15 protein-coding genes are annotated in these 19722 nt (G+C 73.7%); 8 read left to right on the top strand and 7 right to left on the bottom strand.

Annotation, left to right across the window (positions count from 1 at the left end):
• The first annotated feature begins 51 nt into the window (after positions 1-51).
• The 3 genes from nirB to ACTMTB_RS03065 are packed head-to-tail and all read left to right on the top strand — an operon-like array spanning position 52 to position 4051.
• Positions 52-2583: a nitrite reductase large subunit NirB gene (gene nirB, locus ACTMTB_RS03075; protein WP_441142346.1), complete on the top strand. Its 2532-nt coding sequence runs from the start codon at positions 52-54 to the stop codon at positions 2581-2583.
• A gap of 32 nt (positions 2584-2615) precedes the next feature.
• Positions 2616-2963 (top strand): nitrite reductase small subunit NirD, encoded by a 348-nt coding sequence (gene nirD / locus ACTMTB_RS03070; protein WP_441142345.1) that lies wholly within the window; start codon positions 2616-2618, stop codon positions 2961-2963.
• Entirely contained in the window at positions 2963-4051 is a 1089-nt protein-coding gene (locus ACTMTB_RS03065; RefSeq protein WP_441142344.1) for a uroporphyrinogen-III synthase, read from the top strand. Before nirD ends, ACTMTB_RS03065 begins: the two co-directional genes overlap by 1 nt.
• A gap of 12 nt (positions 4052-4063) precedes the next feature.
• On the opposite strand, the gene ACTMTB_RS03060 is transcribed toward ACTMTB_RS03065, so the two are convergent.
• The 4 genes from ACTMTB_RS03060 to ACTMTB_RS03045 all read right to left on the bottom strand — a co-directional run bounded on the left by ACTMTB_RS03060 (position 4064) and on the right by ACTMTB_RS03045 (position 8772).
• Positions 4064-4684, bottom strand: a complete 621-nt coding sequence (locus tag ACTMTB_RS03060) for a GTP-binding protein (protein ID WP_441142343.1) — start codon at positions 4682-4684, stop codon at positions 4064-4066.
• Positions 4665-5027: a DUF742 domain-containing protein gene (locus ACTMTB_RS03055; protein WP_088960287.1), complete on the bottom strand. Its 363-nt coding sequence runs from the start codon at positions 5025-5027 to the stop codon at positions 4665-4667. The genes ACTMTB_RS03060 and ACTMTB_RS03055 overlap by 20 nt, the downstream gene beginning before the upstream one ends.
• 89 nt (positions 5028-5116) lie before the next feature.
• On the bottom strand, positions 5117-5524 hold the full coding sequence (locus ACTMTB_RS03050) for a roadblock/LC7 domain-containing protein (protein WP_007465177.1): 408 nt from the start codon (positions 5522-5524) through the stop codon (positions 5117-5119).
• Entirely contained in the window at positions 5521-8772 is a 3252-nt protein-coding gene (locus tag ACTMTB_RS03045; protein ID WP_441142342.1) for a nitrate- and nitrite sensing domain-containing protein, read from the bottom strand. Before ACTMTB_RS03045 ends, ACTMTB_RS03050 begins: the two co-directional genes overlap by 4 nt.
• A 435-nt stretch (positions 8773-9207) precedes the next feature.
• On the opposite strand from ACTMTB_RS03045, the gene ACTMTB_RS03040 reads away from it, so the two are divergent.
• A complete protein-coding gene (locus tag ACTMTB_RS03040; RefSeq protein ID WP_441142341.1) occupies positions 9208-10389 on the top strand; it encodes an ABC transporter substrate-binding protein in 1182 nt (393 codons plus the stop codon).
• A 128-nt stretch (positions 10390-10517) separates the two neighbouring features.
• Here ACTMTB_RS03040 and ACTMTB_RS03035 read toward each other — a convergent pair whose 3' ends face one another.
• Positions 10518-11402, bottom strand: a complete 885-nt coding sequence (locus tag ACTMTB_RS03035) for an ABC transporter permease (protein ID WP_441142340.1) — start codon at positions 11400-11402, stop codon at positions 10518-10520.
• A 102-nt stretch (positions 11403-11504) separates the two neighbouring features.
• Positions 11505-12533, bottom strand: coding sequence for an ABC transporter substrate-binding protein (locus ACTMTB_RS03030; protein WP_441142339.1), 1029 nt, complete (start codon positions 12531-12533; stop codon positions 11505-11507).
• Positions 12534-12801: 268 nt separating this feature from the next.
• Between ACTMTB_RS03030 and ACTMTB_RS03025 the strand changes: the two genes are divergently transcribed.
• The 4 genes from ACTMTB_RS03025 (at position 12802) to ACTMTB_RS03010 (ending at position 18066) form a co-directional block, all read left to right on the top strand.
• Positions 12802-13581: an ABC transporter ATP-binding protein gene (locus ACTMTB_RS03025; protein ID WP_441142338.1), complete on the top strand. Its 780-nt coding sequence runs from the start codon at positions 12802-12804 to the stop codon at positions 13579-13581.
• Positions 13582-13583: 2 nt separating this feature from the next.
• Positions 13584-14534, top strand: a complete 951-nt coding sequence (locus ACTMTB_RS03020) for an LLM class F420-dependent oxidoreductase (protein ID WP_441142624.1) — start codon at positions 13584-13586, stop codon at positions 14532-14534.
• Positions 14531-14839, top strand: a complete 309-nt coding sequence (locus tag ACTMTB_RS03015) for a cupin (RefSeq protein WP_154941843.1) — start codon at positions 14531-14533, stop codon at positions 14837-14839. The genes ACTMTB_RS03020 and ACTMTB_RS03015 overlap by 4 nt, the downstream gene beginning before the upstream one ends.
• A gap of 65 nt (positions 14840-14904) precedes the next feature.
• Positions 14905-18066, top strand: a complete 3162-nt coding sequence (locus ACTMTB_RS03010) for a hypothetical protein (protein ID WP_441142337.1) — start codon at positions 14905-14907, stop codon at positions 18064-18066.
• 57 nt (positions 18067-18123) lie between these two features.
• Here the strand turns inward: ACTMTB_RS03010 and thiC are convergent, their stop codons facing one another.
• Positions 18124-19716 (bottom strand): phosphomethylpyrimidine synthase ThiC, encoded by a 1593-nt coding sequence (gene thiC, locus ACTMTB_RS03005; RefSeq protein ID WP_441142336.1) that lies wholly within the window; start codon positions 19714-19716, stop codon positions 18124-18126.
• Positions 19717-19722: the final 6 nt, after the last annotated feature.

The following is a 19722-nucleotide window of genomic DNA, read 5'->3' as shown; positions in this document are numbered from 1 at the left end:
GCGGAATGCGATCGACGGAATTGACGCGACGGACCGCGAGGAGGTGACGCGATGACCGGCGGACGATTGGTCGTCGTCGGCAACGGCATGGTCGGACAACGGTTCGTCGAGGCGCTGCGCGCCCGCGACCACGACCGGCGGTGGCGGGTGACGGTGCTCGCCGAGGAACACCGGGCGGCGTACGACCGGGTGCGGCTCTCGGCGTTCTTCGACGGGGTGGGTGCCGACGAGCTGAACCTGCACACCCCCGACGACGGGGTCGAGCTGCGCCTCGGCGAGGCCGTCACCGGCGTCGACCGGGAACGCCGGGTGGTGACCACCGCGGCCGGCGAGCACCCGTACGACGCGCTGGTGCTGGCCACCGGCTCGTACCCGTTCGTCCCGCCGGTGGACGGCGCGGCGCTGCCCGGGGTCTTCGTCTACCGCACCCTGGACGACCTGGAGGCGATCCGGGCGCACGCCCGGGGTCGGCGTACCGGCGCGGTGATCGGCGGCGGCCTGCTCGGCCTGGAGGCCGCCAACGCCCTGCGCCTGCTCGGCCTGGCCACCCACGTGGTCGAGTTCGCGCCCCGGCTGATGCCGGTGCAGGTCGACGAGGCGGGTGGCGCGATGCTGCGCCGCTACGTCGAGGAGCTGGGGGTCACCACCCACCTCGGGGTGGCCACCACCGCGCTGCGCCCCGGCCCGGACGGCGTCGTGGCCGGGCTGGAGCTCTCCGACGGCAGCACGGTCGACGCGGAACTGGTGGTGGTGGCCGCCGGCATCCGCCCCCGCGACGAGCTGGCCCGGGCCGCCGGGCTGGCGCTGGGCCCGCGCGGCGGGGTGCTGGTCGACGCGACCTGCCGCAGCGACGACGAGCGGATCTGGGCGGTGGGCGAGTGCGCGGCGGTCGACGGCACCTGCCACGGCCTGGTCGCCCCCGGGTATGCGATGGCCGAGGTCGTCGCCGACCGGCTGCTCGGCGGGTCGGCGACCTTCCCCGGGGCGGACACCGCCACCAAGCTCAAGCTGCTCGGCGTGGACGTGGCCTCGTTCGGCGACGCGCACGGCACGACGCCGGGCTGCCTGGACGTGACCTTCACCGACCCGGCCACCCGGTCGTACGCGAAGCTGGTCCTCTCCGACGACGCGCAGACGCTGCTGGGCGGCGTGCTGGTCGGGGACGCGAGCGCCTACCCCACGCTGCGGGCCAGCGTCGGCGGGCCGCTGCCCGCTCCCCCGCTGGCGCTGCTGGCCCCGGCCGGCGGGGCGGGCGCCGGGGCCGGGGCGCTGCCCGGCGCGGCGCAGGTCTGCTCCTGCAACGCGGTGACCCGCGACGACATCGACGCCGCGATCGCCGGCGGCGCGACGGACGTGCCGGCGCTGAAGGCGTGCACCCGGGCCGGCACCAGCTGCGGATCGTGCGTGCCGATGCTCAAGCAGTTGCTCGACGCGGCCGGGGTGAAGCAGTCCACGGCGCTCTGCGAGCACTTCGACGCCAGCCGGCAGGAACTCTTCGACATCGTCCGGGTGCGCGGCATCCGCACCTTCTCCGGGCTCATCGCCGAGCACGGGCGGGGACGCGGCTGCGACATCTGCAAGCCGGTGGTGGCCTCGATCCTGGCCTCGCTCGGCACCGGGCACGTGCTCGACGGCGAGCAGGCCTCGTTGCAGGACACCAACGACCACTTCCTGGCCAACCTGCAACGCGACGGCAGCTACTCGGTGGTGCCCCGGATCCCCGGTGGGGAGATCACCCCGGAGAAGCTGATCGTGATCGGTGAGGTGGCCCGCGACTTCCGGCTCTACACCAAGATCACCGGCGGGCAGCGGATCGACCTGTTCGGCGCCCGGGTCGAGCAGCTGCCGCAGATCTGGCGCCGGCTGGTCGACGCGGGCTTCGAGTCCGGCCACGCGTACGGCAAGGCGCTGCGGACGGTGAAGTCCTGCGTCGGCGAGACCTGGTGCCGGTACGGGGTGCAGGACTCGGTCGGCCTGGCCATCGCGCTGGAGCTGCGCTACCGGGGCCTGCGCGCCCCCCACAAGATCAAGTCGGCGGTCTCCGGCTGCGCCCGGGAGTGCGCCGAGGCCCGCAGCAAGGACTTCGGCATCATCGCCACCGACACCGGCTGGAACCTCTACGTCGGCGGAAACGGGGGCTTCCGGCCCCGGCACGCCGACCTCTTCGCCACTGATTTATCCACAGAAGCACTGATTCGACTAATCGATAGATTTTTAATGTATTACATCCGCACCGCCGACCGGCTGCAACGCACCGCCGCCTGGATCGAGGCGATGGACGGCGGCCTCGACCACCTGCGCTCGGTGATCGTGGACGACTCGCTCGGGCTCTGTGCCGACCTCGACGCGGCGATGGCCCGACACGTGGCGGCCTACTCCGACGAGTGGCGCGATGTCCTCGACGACCCGGAGCGGCTGCGCCGCTTCACCTCCTTCGTCAACGCCCCGGACGTGCCCGACCCGTCGATCAGCTTCGCCGTCGAGCGCGGGCAACCGGTGCCCGCCCGCGGCGCACCAGCCACCCCGGCGACCGACCGCCGCCGCCAGCCGGTCGCCCTCGGCCTTCCGGAGGTACGGCGATGAGCCCGACGAGCACCGTGGACGGAGACAGGGCGATGAGCTCGACGAGCACCCTGGACTGGACGGCCGTCTGCCCCCTCGACCGGTTGGATCCCGACCGGGGCGTCGCCGCGCTGGTGGACGGCGTACAGGTGGCGCTCTTCTCGACCGGCGGCGAGCTGTTCGCGGTCGACAACCTCGACCCGGTCGGCGGCGCGTACGTGATGTCCCGGGGCATCGTGGGCAGCCGCGGCGGGGTGCCGACCCTCGCCTCCCCGCTGCACAAGCAGGTCTACGACCTGCGTACCGGGCGCTGCCTGGACCTGCCCGGCGTGACGCTGCCCGTGCACCGGGTCCGCTGCCGGGACGGGCTGGTCGAGGTGCGGCTGCGACAGGAGGAGTGATGCGGGAGGAACTGGCCGGCTTCACCATCGGGGTCACCGCCGACCGGCGGCGCGACGAGCTGGCCGCGCTGCTGCAACGCCGCGGCGCCCGGGTGGTGCTCGCCCCGGCACTGCGGATCGTGCCGCTGGCCGACGACAGCGACCTGCGCGAGGCCACCCGCGCCTGCCTGGACCGGCCGCCGGACATCCTGATGGCGAACACCGGCATCGGGATGCGCGGCTGGCTGGAGGCGGCCGAGGGCTGGGGGCTCGCCGAGCCGCTGCGCTCGGTGCTCTCCCAGTCGTACGTGGTGGCCCGGGGACCCAAGGCGCGCGGCGCGATCCGGGCCGCCGGGCTGCACGACCAGTGGTCGCCGGAGTCGGAGAGCTGCGACGAGGTGATCGACCACCTGTGCCGGCGCGGGGTGGCCGGTCAGGTCATCGCCATGCAGCTGCACGGCGACCGGCAGCCGGAGTGCACCGAGGCGCTGGAGGCGGCCGGGGCCACCGTGATCGAGGTGCCGGTCTACCGCTGGGCGCCGCCCACCGACCCGGCCCCGCTGCACCGGCTGATCGACCTGGTCGCCGGCCGGCTGGTCGACGCCGTCACCTTCACCTCCGCGCCGGCGGCGGAGGCGCTGCTGCGGGCGGCCGGCGACCGGGCCGAGACGGTGCTGGAGGCGCTGCGCGGGGACGTGCTGGCCAGCTGCGTCGGCCCGGTCACCGCGGAGCCGCTGGTCCGCCGGGGAGTGCCGGTCAGCGCGCCCGCCCGGGCCCGCCTCGGGGCACTGGTCCGGCAGATCGTCGACGAGCTGCCCCGTCGTACGGTGACCGTCAAGGCCGCCGGGCACCTGCTGACCCTGCGCGGGCACGCGGCCGTGGTCGACGGGGAGCTGCGGCCGCTCGCGCCCGCCCCGATGGCGGTGCTGCGGGCGCTCGCCGCGTCGCCCGGCCGGGTGCTGTCCCGCACCGAGCTGCTGCGGACCCTGCCCCGGGGCGCGGACGAGCACGCGGTGGAGATGGCGGTGGCCCGGCTGCGGGTCGGGCTCCAGGCCCCCAGCGTGGTGCAGACCGTGGTCAAGCGGGGCTACCGCCTCCGGGTCGACTGACCCGGAGGCGGTTCAGCCCACCGGGGCGTAGCCCCGACCGTGCTCGGACTCCAGCCGCAGCATGGCGTGCTCGACCACGGTCACCAGCACCTGCTTCACCGAGTCCCGCTGCCGGGCGTCGCACATCACCAGCGGCACGTCCGGCGAGATGGCCAGCGCCTCGCGGACCTCCTCCGGCTCGTACTGCGGCGCGTCGTCGAACCGGTTCAGCGCCACCACGTACGGCAGGTTCCGGTTCTCGAAGTAGTCCAGCGGCGCGAAGGCGTCCGTGATCCGGCGGGTGTCCACCAGCACGGCGGCACCCACCGCCCCCCGGATGATCTCGTCCCACATGAACCAGAACCGGGTCTGCCCCGGAGTGCCGAACAGGTACAGGATCAGATCCTGCGCCATGGTGATCCGGCCGAAGTCCATGGCGACCGTGGTGGTCTCCTTGCCGGGCACCTTCGACGGGTCGTCGATGCCCACGCCGGCCGCCGTCATCAGCGCCTCGGTGGTCAGTGGCGTGATCTCGGAGATGGCGCCGACCATTGTCGTCTTGCCCACGCCGAAGCCACCCGCGACCACGATCTTCGCGGAGATGATCTCCCGGCTGCGGCGCGCCCCGGCGGGGTCATAGTTCGCGAAGTCCACTTAGCACCCTTCCCAGCAGGTTCATCCGCTCCTCGTAGCCCTCGGCTGGAGCGGCAGTGTGTAGCGTCAGCAGGCCCTCGGCCACCATGTCGGCGACCAGCACCCGGGTGACGCCCAGCGGCATCCGGGTGTACGCGGCGATTTCCGCCAGCGACTGTGCCCGGCCCTCGCAGACCGTGGCGATGCGGTACTTGTCGTGCCCGGCGAAGCGCGCTTCCGCACTCTGGGTGAGGCTGGCCGACAGCACCGCCTCCAGGGCGATGTCCCGGCTCGGCTCGGTACGGCCCCGGGTGACCGCGTACGGCCGCACCAACGCCCCGCGTGGGTCCCGCCGGGGTTCCATCCGCCATCACCTCCTCCGCCCGGAGCCCACCGGCACCGGATCGCCTGTCCCTCGCCGGGCGCGAGCGCGCCCGGCGTCGTACCGCCCGCCTACGAGCGCACGGCGTCCCGGGGCAGCGGCACCAGCGCGGCGCCCACCCGCTCGACGAGCAGCGCCATCTCGTAGCCGACCTGCCCGACGTCGCAGCTGCGCGCCGCGAGCACGGCCATCGACGACCCGTCACTGATCGACATCAGGAACAGGTAGCCGCTGTCCATCTCGATCACCGTCTGGAGCACACCGCCCGCGCTGAACATCCGGGCGGCTCCCTCGGTCAGGCTCACCACGCCGGAGGTGATGGCGGCGAGCTGGTCCGCCCGGTCCCCCGGTAGGTCCCGCGACGAGGCGAGCAGCAGCCCGTCCGCGGACACCGCCACCACGTGGGCGATACCCGCCACGCTGTCGGCGAAGTTGGTGAGCAGCCAACCCATGTCCTGCATGGCAGCTGGCCTGTTCATCGGCGCGTCTCCTTGGTCGAGGTGCTGTTCTGGTCCGTACCGGCCGAACGGCCGCGCTGCACCCCACGGTGGTAGGCGGAGAGCAGGCCGCGGACCTCGTCGGGGGTGCGGCGGCTACGGTCCCGCCCGTCCTTCGGCTCGATGCCGCCGGGGACGAGCTGGGCCTGGGGCACCCGCTTCGGCAGGCCGGAGCGGGTGGTGCCGCCGGTGGCCGGCTCGGCGGCCCGGGTGGCCCGGGACCAGCCTTCGTCGGCCGCCGTCCGCCAGGCGTCCGACTCCGCGGGTGGCGGGGTGGCGGACTCCGTGGGCGGCGGGGCGGTGGGGGTCGCCGGCGGCGCGGACGGCGCCGCCTGCGGAACGTACGACGGAGGCGGCGGCGCGACCGGCGGCTGCCCGGCGGCCGATCCGACGGACGCGGTGCCGGCGGTGGGTGACCCCACGGACGGGGTGCCGGTCGCGTTCGGGGCACCCGGCACCCGGGTCGGCAGCGGCGGCCGGCCGGGCTTCGCGGCGGAGGCGTCGGCCCGCGGCTCGTCGAAGTTGGGCCGGGTGAAGATCGCGGTGGCGTCGTCCCCGTGGGACCGGAACCAGACCGCCTCCATCTCCCGGAATATCGGCGAGTCGGCCGGCCGGGTCGGGCGGGCCACCACCGGGACGGCCGGCGCCGGGGCGGGCGGGGTGTACGGCGCCGCCGGGCTCTCCGACGCCGCCGGGGTCGCCGGGGCGAACGGTGCCGCCGGCGCCGCCCCGAACGGGGTGAACGGTGGGGGCGCCGGGGTGAACGGTTCGGCCGGTGCCGACGGCACGCCGGCGACCGGCCCGAGGGGCAGCGCCGGGGCGGCGTCGGCGGCCGGGGTCCGCTTCGGCAGCCTCGGCCGCGGGTCGACCAGGGGCTGCGTTCCCGTCGAGTAGCCGGCTCCGTACGCCGGCTCCGCCGGGGCGGCCGAGTACGGCAGCGCGGAGGTGGGTGCCGCCGACGTCGGCACGGCCGAGGCCGGCACCGCGGACGTCGGCACGGCCGAGGCGGGCACGGCGGAGGTGGGCGCGGACGGAACGTGGCCGCCGAGCGTCACCGCCGGGGCGGTGTCCCGCGCGTCGACCGGAGGCTGCCAGGGCGCCGGAGCCGGCGGGGCGGCCCGCCATTGGTCCGTCAGCGTCGCCGCGCCGGTACGCCCGCTGGTCAGCGAATCGCCGAGGCCGGCCGGGGTGAGCGGCGGCTGCTCGACCGCCAGCGGCTGGCGCGACCGGGGCAGCGACTGGTCCCGGCCCCGGTGGGCGGGCAGCACCACGGTCGAGGTGGGCAGCGTCACCTGGGCGACCGTGCCGCCCTCGACGTTGCGCCGCAGCTCCACCCGGATGCCGTACCGGGAGGCGAGCCGGCTCACCACGGCCAGACCCATCAGCCGGAACGCGGCCACGTCCACGCTCGGCGGCGCGGCCAGCCGGCGGTTGAGCGAGTCGAGCTGCTCGTCGGTGAGGCCCAGGCCCCGGTCCTCGATCTGGATCAGCACGTAGTCGCGGATCCGGCGGCCGTCGGCGACCACCGTGGTGGTCGGCGGCGAGAAGCGGGTGGCGTTGTCGAGCAGTTCGGCGACCAGGCGGACCACGTCGTTGACGGCGTGGGCGGAGACCGAGATGTCGGTGTCGACGGTGCCGAACTCGATGCGGTTGTAGAGCTCGACCTCGGACTGGGCGGCCCGCAGGACGTCGACCAGCAGCGCGTCGTCGCGGCGGGGCACCGCCGAGTCGGCGCCGGCCAGGACGAGCAGGTTCTCGTCGTTGCGGCGCATCCGGGTGGCGAGGTGGTCGAGCTCGAAGAGTTGAGCGAGGCGCTTCGGGTCCTCCTCGCTGCGCTCGATCGCGTCCAACTCGCCGATCATCCGGTCGACCAGCGTCTGACTGCGCCGGGCCAGGTTGAGGAACATCGCCGAGACGCTGGTGCGCAGGGCGGCCTGTTCGGCGGCGACCCGGACCGCCTCGCGGTGCACGACGTTGAAGGCCAGCGCCACCTGGCCGACCTCGTCGCGGTTGCGCAGCCGGATCGGGTCGCGGACCTGGCGCACGATCTCGTCCACGCCGCCCTCGCCGACGCTGCCCATGTTCTGCAGCCGCCGCACCGCGTCCGGCAGGTCGTGGTTGGCCACCGACAGTGCGCCCTCGCGCAGTCGCCGCAGCGAGTGGTTGAGCGAGCGGGCCAGCACCACGGCGAGCGAGACGGCGATGATCAGGGTGAGCAGCACCAGCGCCGACTCGATCACGGCCTGCCGGATGACGTCGCTGCGGGCCTGCTCGGCCCGGTCGAGCAGGCGGCCCTGGAGCTGGATCTCGGCCCACCGCATCAGGTCGTTGACCGCGCCGATCGAGGCGCTCGCGTCGGCCGCGCCGACCAGTGGTTGCTGCCCCACCGAGCGGGTGATGTCGGCGGCCACCCGGTCGGCGAGGCCGACCGCGTCGCCGGAGACGGTGCCCTCGACCAGGGCCCGCTGGTCCGGGTCGGCGGCCAGGGAGAAGGCGACCAGCGCCTCCTGCTGGCCGGTCAGCGTGGTGACGAAGGCGGAGAACTGCTCCTCGTCGATCCGGCCGGCGCTGAGCGCGGTGTAGGCGACCGCCTCCTCCTCGGCGACGGCCGCCTTGGCGCGGCTGAACGCGGCCACCGCGCGGCGGGCGTCGGCGAGGCTCTCCTGGCCGGGGAGCTGGGCCAGGGCGTCGCCGTACGAGACGAGGTCGGTCAGGACGATGCCGTAGCGCAGGGTGGCCTCGGCCACCGGCATCTGCCGACGGTCGAGCACCTCCTGGCGGGTGCCGTTGAGCGTCTCCAGGTGATCGTCGATGACCTTGAGCCGGTCACGGACGGCCGACGGGACCTCGCCGATCCTGCCGCGCTCGGCGCGGTACTCCCCGATCCGCTGGTCGGTGGCGCGGACCCGCAGGTTGTAGTCGTCGGCCTTCTGCTGCGGGGTGGCCAGGTAGCCGGCCGCCGCCATCCGCTCCTTGTGCAGATCCTGGGTGAGCGCGGAGACGTCGACGGAGAGCGCGGTCAGCGACCGGATCCGGGTGGCGTCGTACGCGCCCTCACCGGTGGAGATGAGTCGGATAGTTGCCAGAGCAATGACGGCGGCGACCGGAACCACCAGAATGAGGGCGAGTTTCGAGCGGATCCGCGCGTCCCTCAGTCGGGGCAGCCGCCGCCCCCGGTCACGCTGGGCGGCGTCGCCGATTTCGGGCAGGGTCGTCGGTCCGGTGCTCACGACATCGCCTCCGTCGTATCTTCCACGCCTGACCCGCCGACCCGTGCCTGGTGCAGCGGAGAGCGCCACGCGCGGCACGGCCGCGATTTCATCAGAGAAGATCGCGTTTGGGAAGCCGCAGTGCGGCAGGAAACGGTCAACCGGCGGCCTCGTCGCCCTTTGGCCTCATTGTCGCCCACGCTCTGAACAGGCATTCTCACTCCAGAGTGGCCGATCGCGTCTCCGAAGTGAGCGTCGGTAAATATCTGATGACCCCAACATGTGGGAAAGCCGTCCCGAAACCACATCGGGCTACCGCGCTTGACCGCGGGGCCCGGCATTGGCAAGGTTTTGCAGGCTTCGCGCACACCGTACGGCAGACAATCCCGTATCTCCACAGAGGACGGACTAGCGGCGGTGACCGGGCAGCGCCCGCGCCGCACCTGGAGGACTGAGTTGAGCCCCATCCGCTCCGCGACCATCGTGGCGCTCGCATCGGCCGTGCTGGCCACCACGCTCACCGGCTGTTCGTTCGGGGCGGGGCAGGAGGACACCAGCCCCATCGTCATCGCCGCGGACCTCGAACTCTCCGGTGCGGCGGCCCCGGTCGGCAAGGCGTACCAGCGCGCGCTGGAACTGAAGATCGAGCAGCTGAACACGTCCGGCGCCCTGGGCAGCCGAAAGATCCGGCTCGAGGTGAAGGACAACCGTTCCGACGCCAGTGAGTCACTGCGGAACATCACCGACTTCAGCGGCGATTCCAAGGTCAGCGCGATCATCATGGGCGGTTGCAACGAATGCGCCGTCGGCGCCGTACTCACCATCAACGAGAAGAAGATCCCCACCATCGCGCTCGCGCCGTCCAGCGCGATCTCCAACCCGGTCGCCGATCGGCGGTACGTCTTCAAACTGGCCCCCAACGCCGCCGACAGCGCCGCGGCGCTCACCACGGAACTGCGCCGAAAGGGCATCCGTAAGGTCGCCGTGCTGCACAGCGATGACGACTACGGCCGGGAGGGCCTGACCGCGCTGCGCGGCGAGTTCGACAAGGCCAAGATCCGGCTGGTCCGCAACGAGGCGGTGCGCACCACCGACACCGACGTCAGCCAGCCGGTCCGCCTGCTCACCTCCGGCGAGGCGCAGGCGCTGCTGCTCTGGACCCCGCCGGAGCAGGCCTCCCTCGCCGCGACCAGCGCGCAGGAGGCGGGCTTCTCCGGGTCGCTCTTCCTCGACGCGGCCGCCGCCGGCGACCTTTTCCTCGGCAACGCCGCCCGGTCCAGCGAGCGGGCCACCCTGATCTTCACCCAGACCATGGTGATCGACGACGTCATCGCCACCACCCCGGCCAAGGCGGCCCGGCGGCAGTGGTTCCAGGACTACACCGCCCGGTTCGGCGGCTACAACGGCTTCTCCTCCTTCGCCGCCGACGCCGTCCAGCTGATCGCCGACGCCGCGCTGCGGGCCGGCGGCCCGGCCGACCAGGTCAACCGGGACGGCATCCGGGACGTGCTGGAGACGTCCCAGATGGACGGGCTGTCCGGGCCGATCCGGATGACGCCGGACAACCACTCGGGGCTGATGCCCCAGGCGCTGACGACGCTGGTCGCCCGGGGTGGGCGCTGGCGGCTGGCCGGCTGAGGGGCGGTGTGGCTCACCGTCCCCGGCTCCGGGCGGTCAGGCTTGATCCCTACGCCGGGGACGGTGGCCACACCTCGGGCGATCCCGCAACTCCAACGGTTGACGTCGAGGTCAACGGTCGACGTGGGTCAGCGGGCGCTGGTGGTGGCGCGCACCCAGGGCAGGGCGAAGCGCTCCACCAGGGAGAGGGCGGCGTAGAGCAGGATGCTCATCGCCGCGATGAGCACGATCGCCGCCCAGGCGGTGGCGGTGTCCCCGATGCCGTTGTACTGCAGGATCTGGTAGCCGAGGCCCGGCTTGTCGGAGTAGAACTCGCCGATCACCGCGCCGATGGCGGCCAGCGGCATCGCCACCTTCAGCCCGACGAAGATCTGCGGCAGCGCGGCCGGGAAGCGCACCTTGCGGAACGCCTGCCACCACGAGGCGTTCAGCGACCGGGCCAGCTCAGCCAGGTCCGCCGGGGTGGTGGTGAGCCCGGTCGCGGTGGACAGCACGATCGGGAAGAAGCAGAGCAGGAAGACCATGGTCAGGATGGGTTTCTCGCCCCAGCCGACCGAGACCACCAGCAGCGGCCCGAGGGCGATCTTCGGCACCGCGTTGATCGCCACCAGCAGCGGCGCGAACATCCGCTCGGCCCGCCGGGAGGCGGCCAGCGCCATCCCGATCAGCACCCCGGCGGCGGCGGAGAGCACGAAGCCCAGCAGCGTCATCAGCGTGGTGATCCCCAGCGCCGGCAGCAGCACGTCGGCCGCCGCGGTCAGCGCTGCCCAGACGTCCTGCGGCGGCGGCAGGGACGCCGGATGGACCAGCTTCAACCCCGAGGTGACCAGCCACCAGACGGTCACCGCGATCACCAGGCCGAGCAGCGGCAGGCCGACCGTAGCCGGGCGTACCTGCGGGCGCCGCGGCGCCGCGGCGGCCGGTGGCGTGGTCGGCACCCCGGGCGCGTCGGCCGCGGCGGCCGTGTCGCGCTCCGCCTCCCCCGCCCCGGAGCGGGTACGGATCTGCGTCACGTGTCCCATCCTCTCCTGCCGGCCGGGGCCGGCACGGCCACGGGGGCGCGGCCACCGGTCGCTGTCCCGGTGACCGCACCCCCGTGGCACGGTCGGTGTCGATCAGGCCTTCGGCGTCAGGCTGAAGTCGATGATCTGGTCCGGGGTGATGTTCTGCTTGAGCGCGCCGGCGCCCTGCAGCAGCGCGATGCTCTTGGCGACCCGCTCGTTGTCGAGGGTGCCGATGGCGGTGCCGGAGTTGCTGGACCGGACGTACGCGGCCATCAGCTGGAGCTCGGCGGCGGCCGCGGCCGGGTTGGTCGCGGCGACGTTCTTCTTCAGCAGGTCGGCGGCCTCCTGCGGGTGGGCCAGGGCGTACTCCAGGCCCTTGAGCAGCGCCGCGGTGAAGCGCTTGACCATCTCCGGCTTCTCCTTGGCCAGCTTGGTCGAGGTGATCAGCGCGTTGCCGTAGAGGTCCTGCATGACCTCGCTGTACGCCAGGATGACCGGCTTCTTCTTGGTCACCGCCTCGACGGTGGGCTGGCCGACCACGAACTGACCGATGCCGTCGACCGTGCCGGAGGCCAGGGTGCCCATCAGGGTCTGCGCCTCACCGTTGACCCAGGTCACCTTGCTGGCGTCGACGCCGGCGAGGCGGGCGTACGTCGGGAAGAGCTGGCGGACCACGGAGGTGGGGGTGTCGGCGAGCTTCTTGCCCTCCAGGTCCTTCGGCGTGGCGATGTTCTTGCCCTCGACAGTGACCACGGCGGCCATGGTGCGCTGCTGGATCGCCGCCACCGCCACGAAGTCCTTGGCGGCGCCGTTGCCGAGCTGGAGCAGGCCACCGGTCAGGTCGATCGGGCCGAAGTCGGCCTGACCGCCGACGACGGTCTGGATGACCGAGCCGGTGCCCTGGCCCGGCTTGATCTCCACCTCGAAGCCGGCCTCCTTGAAGAAGCCCTTCTCCTTCGCCACCCAGGCGTACGAGTCACGGCCGAAGTTGCCGAAGGAGGTCAGGTAGGTCACCTTCTCCAACGCCTTGCCGTCACCGCCCTTGGCGTCGGAGTCGTCCGAGCCGCTGCTGCACGCGGAGACCAGGGCGAGGGCGGTGGCCAGGGCGGCCGCGGCGACCGTACGGGTCAGCCTTCTCATCAGTGCACCATGTCCTTTCCGACCGGGTCATGCCACCCGGAGGGGTTGTCGGTCCGGCGGTGCCGGCGTGGAGGGGGGAGCCGACGCCACCGTCGTGAAGGGACTCTTCGCGGGCACAGCGTACGAGAGACCCACCGTCACGACACCAGTCGCGCCGGGTTGCGGAACGGAAACAACTGAGCGTCCACCCCGGACTGTTGGCAAGTGCCACACGCCGGATAGCCTTTGTCGGATTCCTGACCGCCCACTCAGGGGAGGCCCGCCGGACATGATTCGACTCGCCGACGTGTCGCGTACCTTCGACGGCCGCTCCGGCCGGGTCGAGGCGCTGCGCGGCATCGACCTGGCGGTCGCCGAGGGCGAGTTCGTCGCGGTGCTGGGTCGCTCCGGCTGCGGAAAGTCCACCCTGCTGCGCATGGTCGCCGGGCTGCTGGCGGTGACCAGCGGCGAGATCACCGTGGGCGGCACGGCGGTCACCCGGCCCCGCCAGGACATCGCGATGCTCTTCCAGCGCCCCGCCCTGCTCCCCTGGCGCACCGTGCTCGACAACGTCCTGCTGCCGGTGGAGATCTTCGGCTGGAGCCGGGCCGGGCACCGCGACCGCGCCCGCCAGCTGCTGGAGATGGCCGGTCTCGGCGGGTTCGAGAAGCGGCTGCCGCACGAGCTCTCCGGCGGCATGCAGCAGCGGGTGTCGCTCTGCCGGTCGCTGATCGGCGAGCCCCGGGTGATGCTGATGGACGAGCCCTTCTCCGCCCTGGACGCGCTCACCCGCGAGGAACTCTCCGGCGAACTGCAACGCGTGCACATGGAGACCGGAGCCACCGTCGTCTTCGTCACCCACTCCATCGACGAGGCGGTGCTGCTCGCCGACCGGGTGGTCGTGCTCAGCCCACGCCCGGGGCGGATCCGCAGGATCGTCGAGGTGACCATCCCCCGACCGCGCACCCTCGGCCGCAACGCCCACCTGGCCGACGTCGCCCGGGTCAGCGCCGAACTGCACGAACTGCTGATGGAGCGCGAGACGCCGGCCGTGGCGGAGGGACGATGAGCATGCGGGTGGCCGTCTTCGTCGAGCCGCACCGCGGTGCCAGCTACGACGACCAGCTCCGGTTCGCCCGGCTGGTGGAGGCGGGCGGCTTCGACGGGTTCCTGCGGGCCGACCACTACCAGGCGATGGGCGACGAGCCGGGGCTGCCCGGCCCGACCGACGCCTGGCTGACCCTCGCCGCGCTGGCCCGGGAGACCACCCGGATCCGGCTCGGCACGCTGGTCACCTCGGCCACCTTCCGGCTGCCCGGGCCGCTGGCCGTGATGGTGGCCCAGGTGGACCAGATGAGCGGCGGCCGGGTCGAGCTGGGCATCGGCGCCGGCTGGTACGAGCGCGAGCACACCTCGTACGGCATCCCGTTCCCGGGCGTGGGTGAGCGCTTCGACCGGCTGGCCGAACAGCTGGAGATCATCACCGGGCTGTGGCGGACCCCGGTCGGCGACACCTACACCCACCTCGGCGACCACTACCGGCTGGTGGACGCGCCCGCGCTGCCCAAGCCCGTGCAACGGCCCGGTCCGCCGGTGATCGTCGGCGGGCGCGGCCCGAAGCGCACCCCCGAGCTGGCCGCCCGGTACGCCGACGAGTTCAACATGCCCTTCAAGTCGGTCGAGGAGACCGCCGGCGCGTACGAGCGGGTCCGCGAGGCGTGCGACCGGACCGGGCGTGCCGAGTCGGGGCGGGCCCCGCTGGTGCTCTCCGCCGGGGTGGTGGTGGCGATCGGGCGGACCGACGCCGAGGCCCGCCGCCGGGCGGCGCCGCTGCACGTCAAGAGCGCCCTGCCGCCGGAGGACCCGGTGGTCGGCTCCCCCGCGCAACTCATCGACCGGCTCGGCGAGTTCGCCGCGATCGGCGCCACTCGGGTCCACCTGCGCCTGATCGAACTCGACGACCTCGACCACCTGGAGCTCATCGCCGGTGAGGTGCTCCCACAACTGAACGGAACGCCATGACCGACGTGGTCGACGGTACGGAACTCGGCCCGGTGGGCCAGGAGATCGTCTTCGAGAACGAGCGGGTCCGGGTGTGGCACATCCGCCTGGAGCCGGGTGAGCGGCAGCCGCTGCACCGGCACGACCACCCGTACCTGGTGGTGGCCGTCCAGGGCGCGAAGAACGTGGTGCAGACGATCGACGGCACCCGGATCGACGCCGACGAACCCACCGGCGGGGTGGTCTACCGGGACCCGGGCGCGGTCCACATGCTCACCAACGTCGGCGACACCACGTATCTGGCCCGTCTCGTCGAGTTGAAGTAACCCCAGGCAGTCGCCCCGCCGCGCCACAGTGGCGATCGGGCGCACCGGGCCGTAACGTGCGCGACATGGCCTTTCGGACGTGGGGCAAGCTGCTGTTCACCGCATTCGGGGTGAGCGTGCTGGCCGGAGCCGGTCAGCTCGGCATCGCGTACGGGTTCGGGATCGTACGACTCAACGGCGCGTTCACGGATGTGAACCGGTGGCCGGCCCAGCTCGCCTGGGTCGGCTGGTTCGCCGTGACCGCCGCCGTGGTCGGCGCCGTGGTCACCGTCCGGCTCGCCCGCCGCGTCGGGCTGTCGGACGGCACCGGCGCGCAACTCGCCGTCTCCGGCGCGGCCGCACTCGGCGCGACCGTCGTCGCCCCGCTCTGTATGCAACCCGCCCGGGCCGCGGAGCTGAGCACCGTCGACCCGGTCTGGGCGGTCGGGATCTGCGCGGTCGTCGGCGCGGTGGTGGGCGCGGGCGCCGCCTCGGCCGTGCTGCTCCGGCCGCCGCTGGGCTGGAACGTCGCCCTGCTGACCGGCGCGGTCTGGCTGATCGCGCTGGTCTCCGTCGCGCCGGCGCTGCTGTCCACCGGGGTGCTGCGCTCCGTACGCCTCGGCGTGCTGGAGCCGTCCTGGTTGGACGCGGACGCGGCGCAGCGGCTGGCCATGCTGACCCTCCCCGCGGTGGCGCTGCTGGCCGGCGCGGCGACCGGTGCGCTGGCCCGCTGGCGCGGGCACGTCCCGCTGGTCAGCGGGGCGGCCGGGGTGGCCGGCCCGGTGCTGCTCGCCTTCGCCTACCTGACCGCCGGCCCGGGCGACTCCGCCGACCGCTACCAGCTCGCCCCGTACTACGGCGCCGTGATCGCCGTCGCGGCCGGCGCCCTGGGCTCGGCCGCCGCTACGCTGCTGCGCTGGCCGCTCTTCCCGGCGAGCGACGCCGGGACCGCCGCCGGAGCCGACGACGCCATCGAGCCGACCGACATCCTGCGCCCGCTGCCCGACAGCCCGGCCCTGAGCAGCGCCTCCGGCGACGGTACGGCGACCGTGGACCTGGCCGGCGCCGCCGGCGCGGGCACCCTGGCGGGGGCCGGCACGCCGGCCGGCGCGGACCGGGCCGCTGACCGGGCCGCGACCCGGGCGACCGGGCCGACCCCGGCGCACTGGGACTGGCCGGTCACCCCCGGCACCCCGACCCCGTCCGGTCCGCGCCCGGACAGTGGTTTCGCCCTCGACGACCCGGCCGGCGCACCCGCGTCGGCGACCTGGCCGGAGCCATCCGGCCGGACGCCCGACGAGCCGTCGTACGGCGACCTGCCGACGGGCCCGAGCCGCGCGCCGCAGGCCGAGGCCGCCGGCGCGGCGGGCGCCCCGCAGCCCCGGGACCGTCGCGGTACGCCGGAGTCCCGGTGGACGGCCGACCCGGCCGCGCCGACCGGCGAGCCGGCGTCCCTCGCCGGTCACCGGGTGGAGCCGACGGCGTGGGACGCCGCGGCGGACCGGGAGGCGCTGGCGGAGCCGGCCAGCGGGGTCGACGTCGGGGACGGAGCCGACTGGGACGGTACGGCCAGCCGGATCACGCCGGCGGTGTCCACCGGCGAGCCGGTGGTGGGCAGCTCCTCCGCGCCGGTCCCGTCCGACGGGTTGCGAGCGGTCGACCCGATCCAGGTGCCACCGACCGCCGACCCGGCCCAGGTTGCACCGCCTGCCGTTCCGTCCGACGAACCGCGTGCGGCCGATCCGGTCCAGGTTGCTCGGGCCGCCGGTCCGGCCGACGCGCCGGCAGCGGCCGGCGAGGTCACACCGCAGGTCGTGGTCGGGTCCGTGGCGGTCCCACGGGTAGCGGACCGGGCCGAGCAGCCGAACCGCACCGAGGAGACGGCAGCCACCACTCACCACACCGCGACGGCCGAGCAGCCGCACGACACCGAGCGGACGGCAGTGACCGCCGACCGCACCGCGCCCGCCGAGCCGGCCGAGCCCACCACCGTCACCCCCCGGCCCCGACCGAAGCGGACCCGCAAGTCCCGCTCCGCCGGGTCGGACGAGCCGGTCGCCACCACCGCCAGCAGCGCCGGATCGGACGCTCCGGTGGCCGCCACCTCCACCACGACCAGCGACGCCCGATCGGACGACCCGGTGGCGGCCACCCTCGCCACCACCGGCGACGCGGCGCCGGCCACCGACGCAGGTCCCGCGGCTGCCACCACCGCACCCACGGCTGCCACCACCGGCTCCGCCGCTCCTGCCGCTGCCGCCGGCTCCGCCGCTGCGGTCAGCGGCCATAAGGGTTCGGCGAAGCGGGCGATCCGCCCCGCGACGGACCCGACAGCCGCCCCCGAGCCGGCCGACTCCCCCGCTCCGGCACCCGCCGCCCGTTCCGGTGCGGACACCGCGCCGGCCGACAACCCCGAGCGTGCGCTCGACCTGCCCAGGCTCGACCGCCCCGGGCTCGATCGGGCACTCGACCGGAGCCGCCTCGACCGGCCGGAACTCGACACAGCCCGGCTCGTCGAAGCCGGCCATCGCACCACCGAACTCGACCCGGCCACGCCCGACTCGGCGCGGTTCGACCCGCCAGCGCTCGACTCAACCCGCTCCGAGTACCCCTCGGCCGGGTCCACCAGGGACGGCCTCCGCGACGCGCCGGTTCGCCGGCCCGGCGTGGGGCCATCGGATGCGCAACGCAGCCCGGCGCGCCACACCCCGCCCACCGCCGGCGCCACTCCCGTCGCCGAGCAGGCGCCCCGCCCCCGGCACCAACTGCCCGACCTGAACAGCGCGGCGAGCTGGAACGCCTTCACCGCTCCCCGCCCCGCGCCCGCGCCGCCCCGCGCCGGCCTGCCCTTCCCGGACCACGGTCCGGAGGAGGAACCGAAGCCGGTCACCTTCCGCTGGGACACGGACGACTCCCGGCCCGGCACGCCCACTACGGCGAGCCGGTCGACGGACCTGCCCGCAGCCGAGGTGCCCGGTGCCGAACCTCACGGGGCCGAACCGTCGTCGGAGGTCCAGCCGGAGCCGGCGGCCGACCGGTCCCGGCCGAAGCGGAGCTTGTTCCGCCGGAACAAGGCGCGCGGCGCCGAACCGCCGGCCGAGAATTCGGAGGCGGAGCCGCTCGCCGCGCAGGACGAGGAATACGTCGACTGGGTCGCCGGCCTGAGCCGCCCGCTGGCCGACAACGAGCCGGAGACGGAGAGCGGCCGCCGCTCGCTGCGGTCCAGCGGCCGGCACCACCGGGACTGAGGAAGCACAGCGGTCCGGCGACGGCACCCGCCGTCGCCGGACCGGCGTGGTCCAGGGTCAGGCCATCGGCAGGTACACCCGGCCGCCGGAGGAGAGGAACTCCGCCGACTTGTCCTGCATGCCGCGCGCGGCGTAGTCCTTCAGCTCCTGGGTGATCTTCATGGAGCAGAACTTCGGCCCGCACATCGAGCAGAAATGCGCGGTCTTCGCCGGCTCGGCCGGCAGCGTCGCGTCGTGGTACGACCGGGCGGTCTCCGGGTCCAGCGAGAGGTTGAACTGATCCTCCCAGCGGAACTCGAACCGGGCCTTGGACAGCGCGTCGTCCCAGGCCTGGGCGCCGGGGTGGCCCTTGGCCAGGTCGGCCGCGTGCGCCGCGATCTTGTACGCGATCACGCCCGCCTTCACGTCGTCCCGGTCCGGCAGCCCGAGGTGCTCCTTCGGGGTGACGTAGCAGAGCATCGCGGTGCCGAACATGCCGATCATCGCCGCGCCGATGGCCGAGGTGATGTGGTCGTACGCGGGGGCGATGTCGGTGGTCAGCGGGCCGAGCGTGTAGAACGGCGCCTCGTGGCACCACTCCTGCTGGAGGTCCACGTTCTCCTTGATCTTGTGCATCGGCACGTGGCCCGGGCCCTCGATCATCACCTGCACGTCGTACTCCCAGGCGATCTTCGTCAGCTCGCCGAGGGTCCGCAGCTCGGCGAACTGGGCCTCGTCGTTGGCGTCCGCGATCGACCCGGGCCGCAGCCCGTCGCCGAGCGAGAACGTGATGTCGTAGCGGGCCAGGATCTCGCACAGCTCCCGGAAGTTGGTGTAGAGGAAGTTCTCCTCGTGGTGCGCCAGGCACCAGGCCGCCATGATCGACCCGCCCCGGGAGACGATCCCGGTCACCCGGTCCACGGCCAGCGGCACGTACGGCAGCAGCACCCCGGCGTGCACGGTCATGTAGTCGACGCCCTGCTCGGCCTGCTCGACGACGGTCTCCCGGAACACCTCCCAGCTCAGCTTCACCGGGTCGCCGCCGACCTTCTCCAGCGCCTGGTAGATCGGCACGGTCCCGATCGGCACCGGCGAGTTGCGCACGATCGCCTCGCGGGTCTCGTGGATCCGCTTGCCCGTCGACAGGTCCATCACGGTGTCCGCGCCCCAGCGGGTCGCCCAGGTCAGCTTCTCCACCTCCTCCGCGACCGACGAGGTGACCGCGGAGGTGCCGATGTTGGCGTTCACCTTGACCAGGAACGCCTTGCCGATGATCGCCGGCTCGCACTCCGGGTGGTTGACGTTGAGCGGCAGCACCGCCCGCCCGGCGGCGATCTCGTCCCGGACGAACTCCGGCGCCATCCCCTCCCGGATCGCCACGAACTCCATCTCCGGCGTGACGACCCCGGCGCGGGCGTACGCGAGCTGGGTGGGCCGCTTCCCGTCCGCCCCGGCCAACGGCGTGCCGGCACCCCGGACCGGGGCCACGTCACCGCGCTCGGCGATCCACCTCCCGCGCAGCGGCGGCAACCCCACCTCCGGATCGGAGCCCGGGCCGGAGGTGTCGTAAAGGCGCAGCGGCGGGTTGTCCCCGGCCAGCTCCACCTCGGCGAACGGCACCCGGACGTCCGGCCGTGACCCCTCGACGTAGACCTTGCGACGTGCCTGCATGACAGC

The organism is Micromonospora sp. L32, assembly GCF_052068055.1.
In the GTDB taxonomy this organism is placed as follows: Bacteria; Actinomycetota; Actinomycetes; order Mycobacteriales; family Micromonosporaceae; genus Micromonospora; species Micromonospora purpureochromogenes.
The sequence above is the reverse complement of the archived record's forward strand: the minus strand, read 5'-3'. Positions and strand labels throughout refer to the sequence as shown.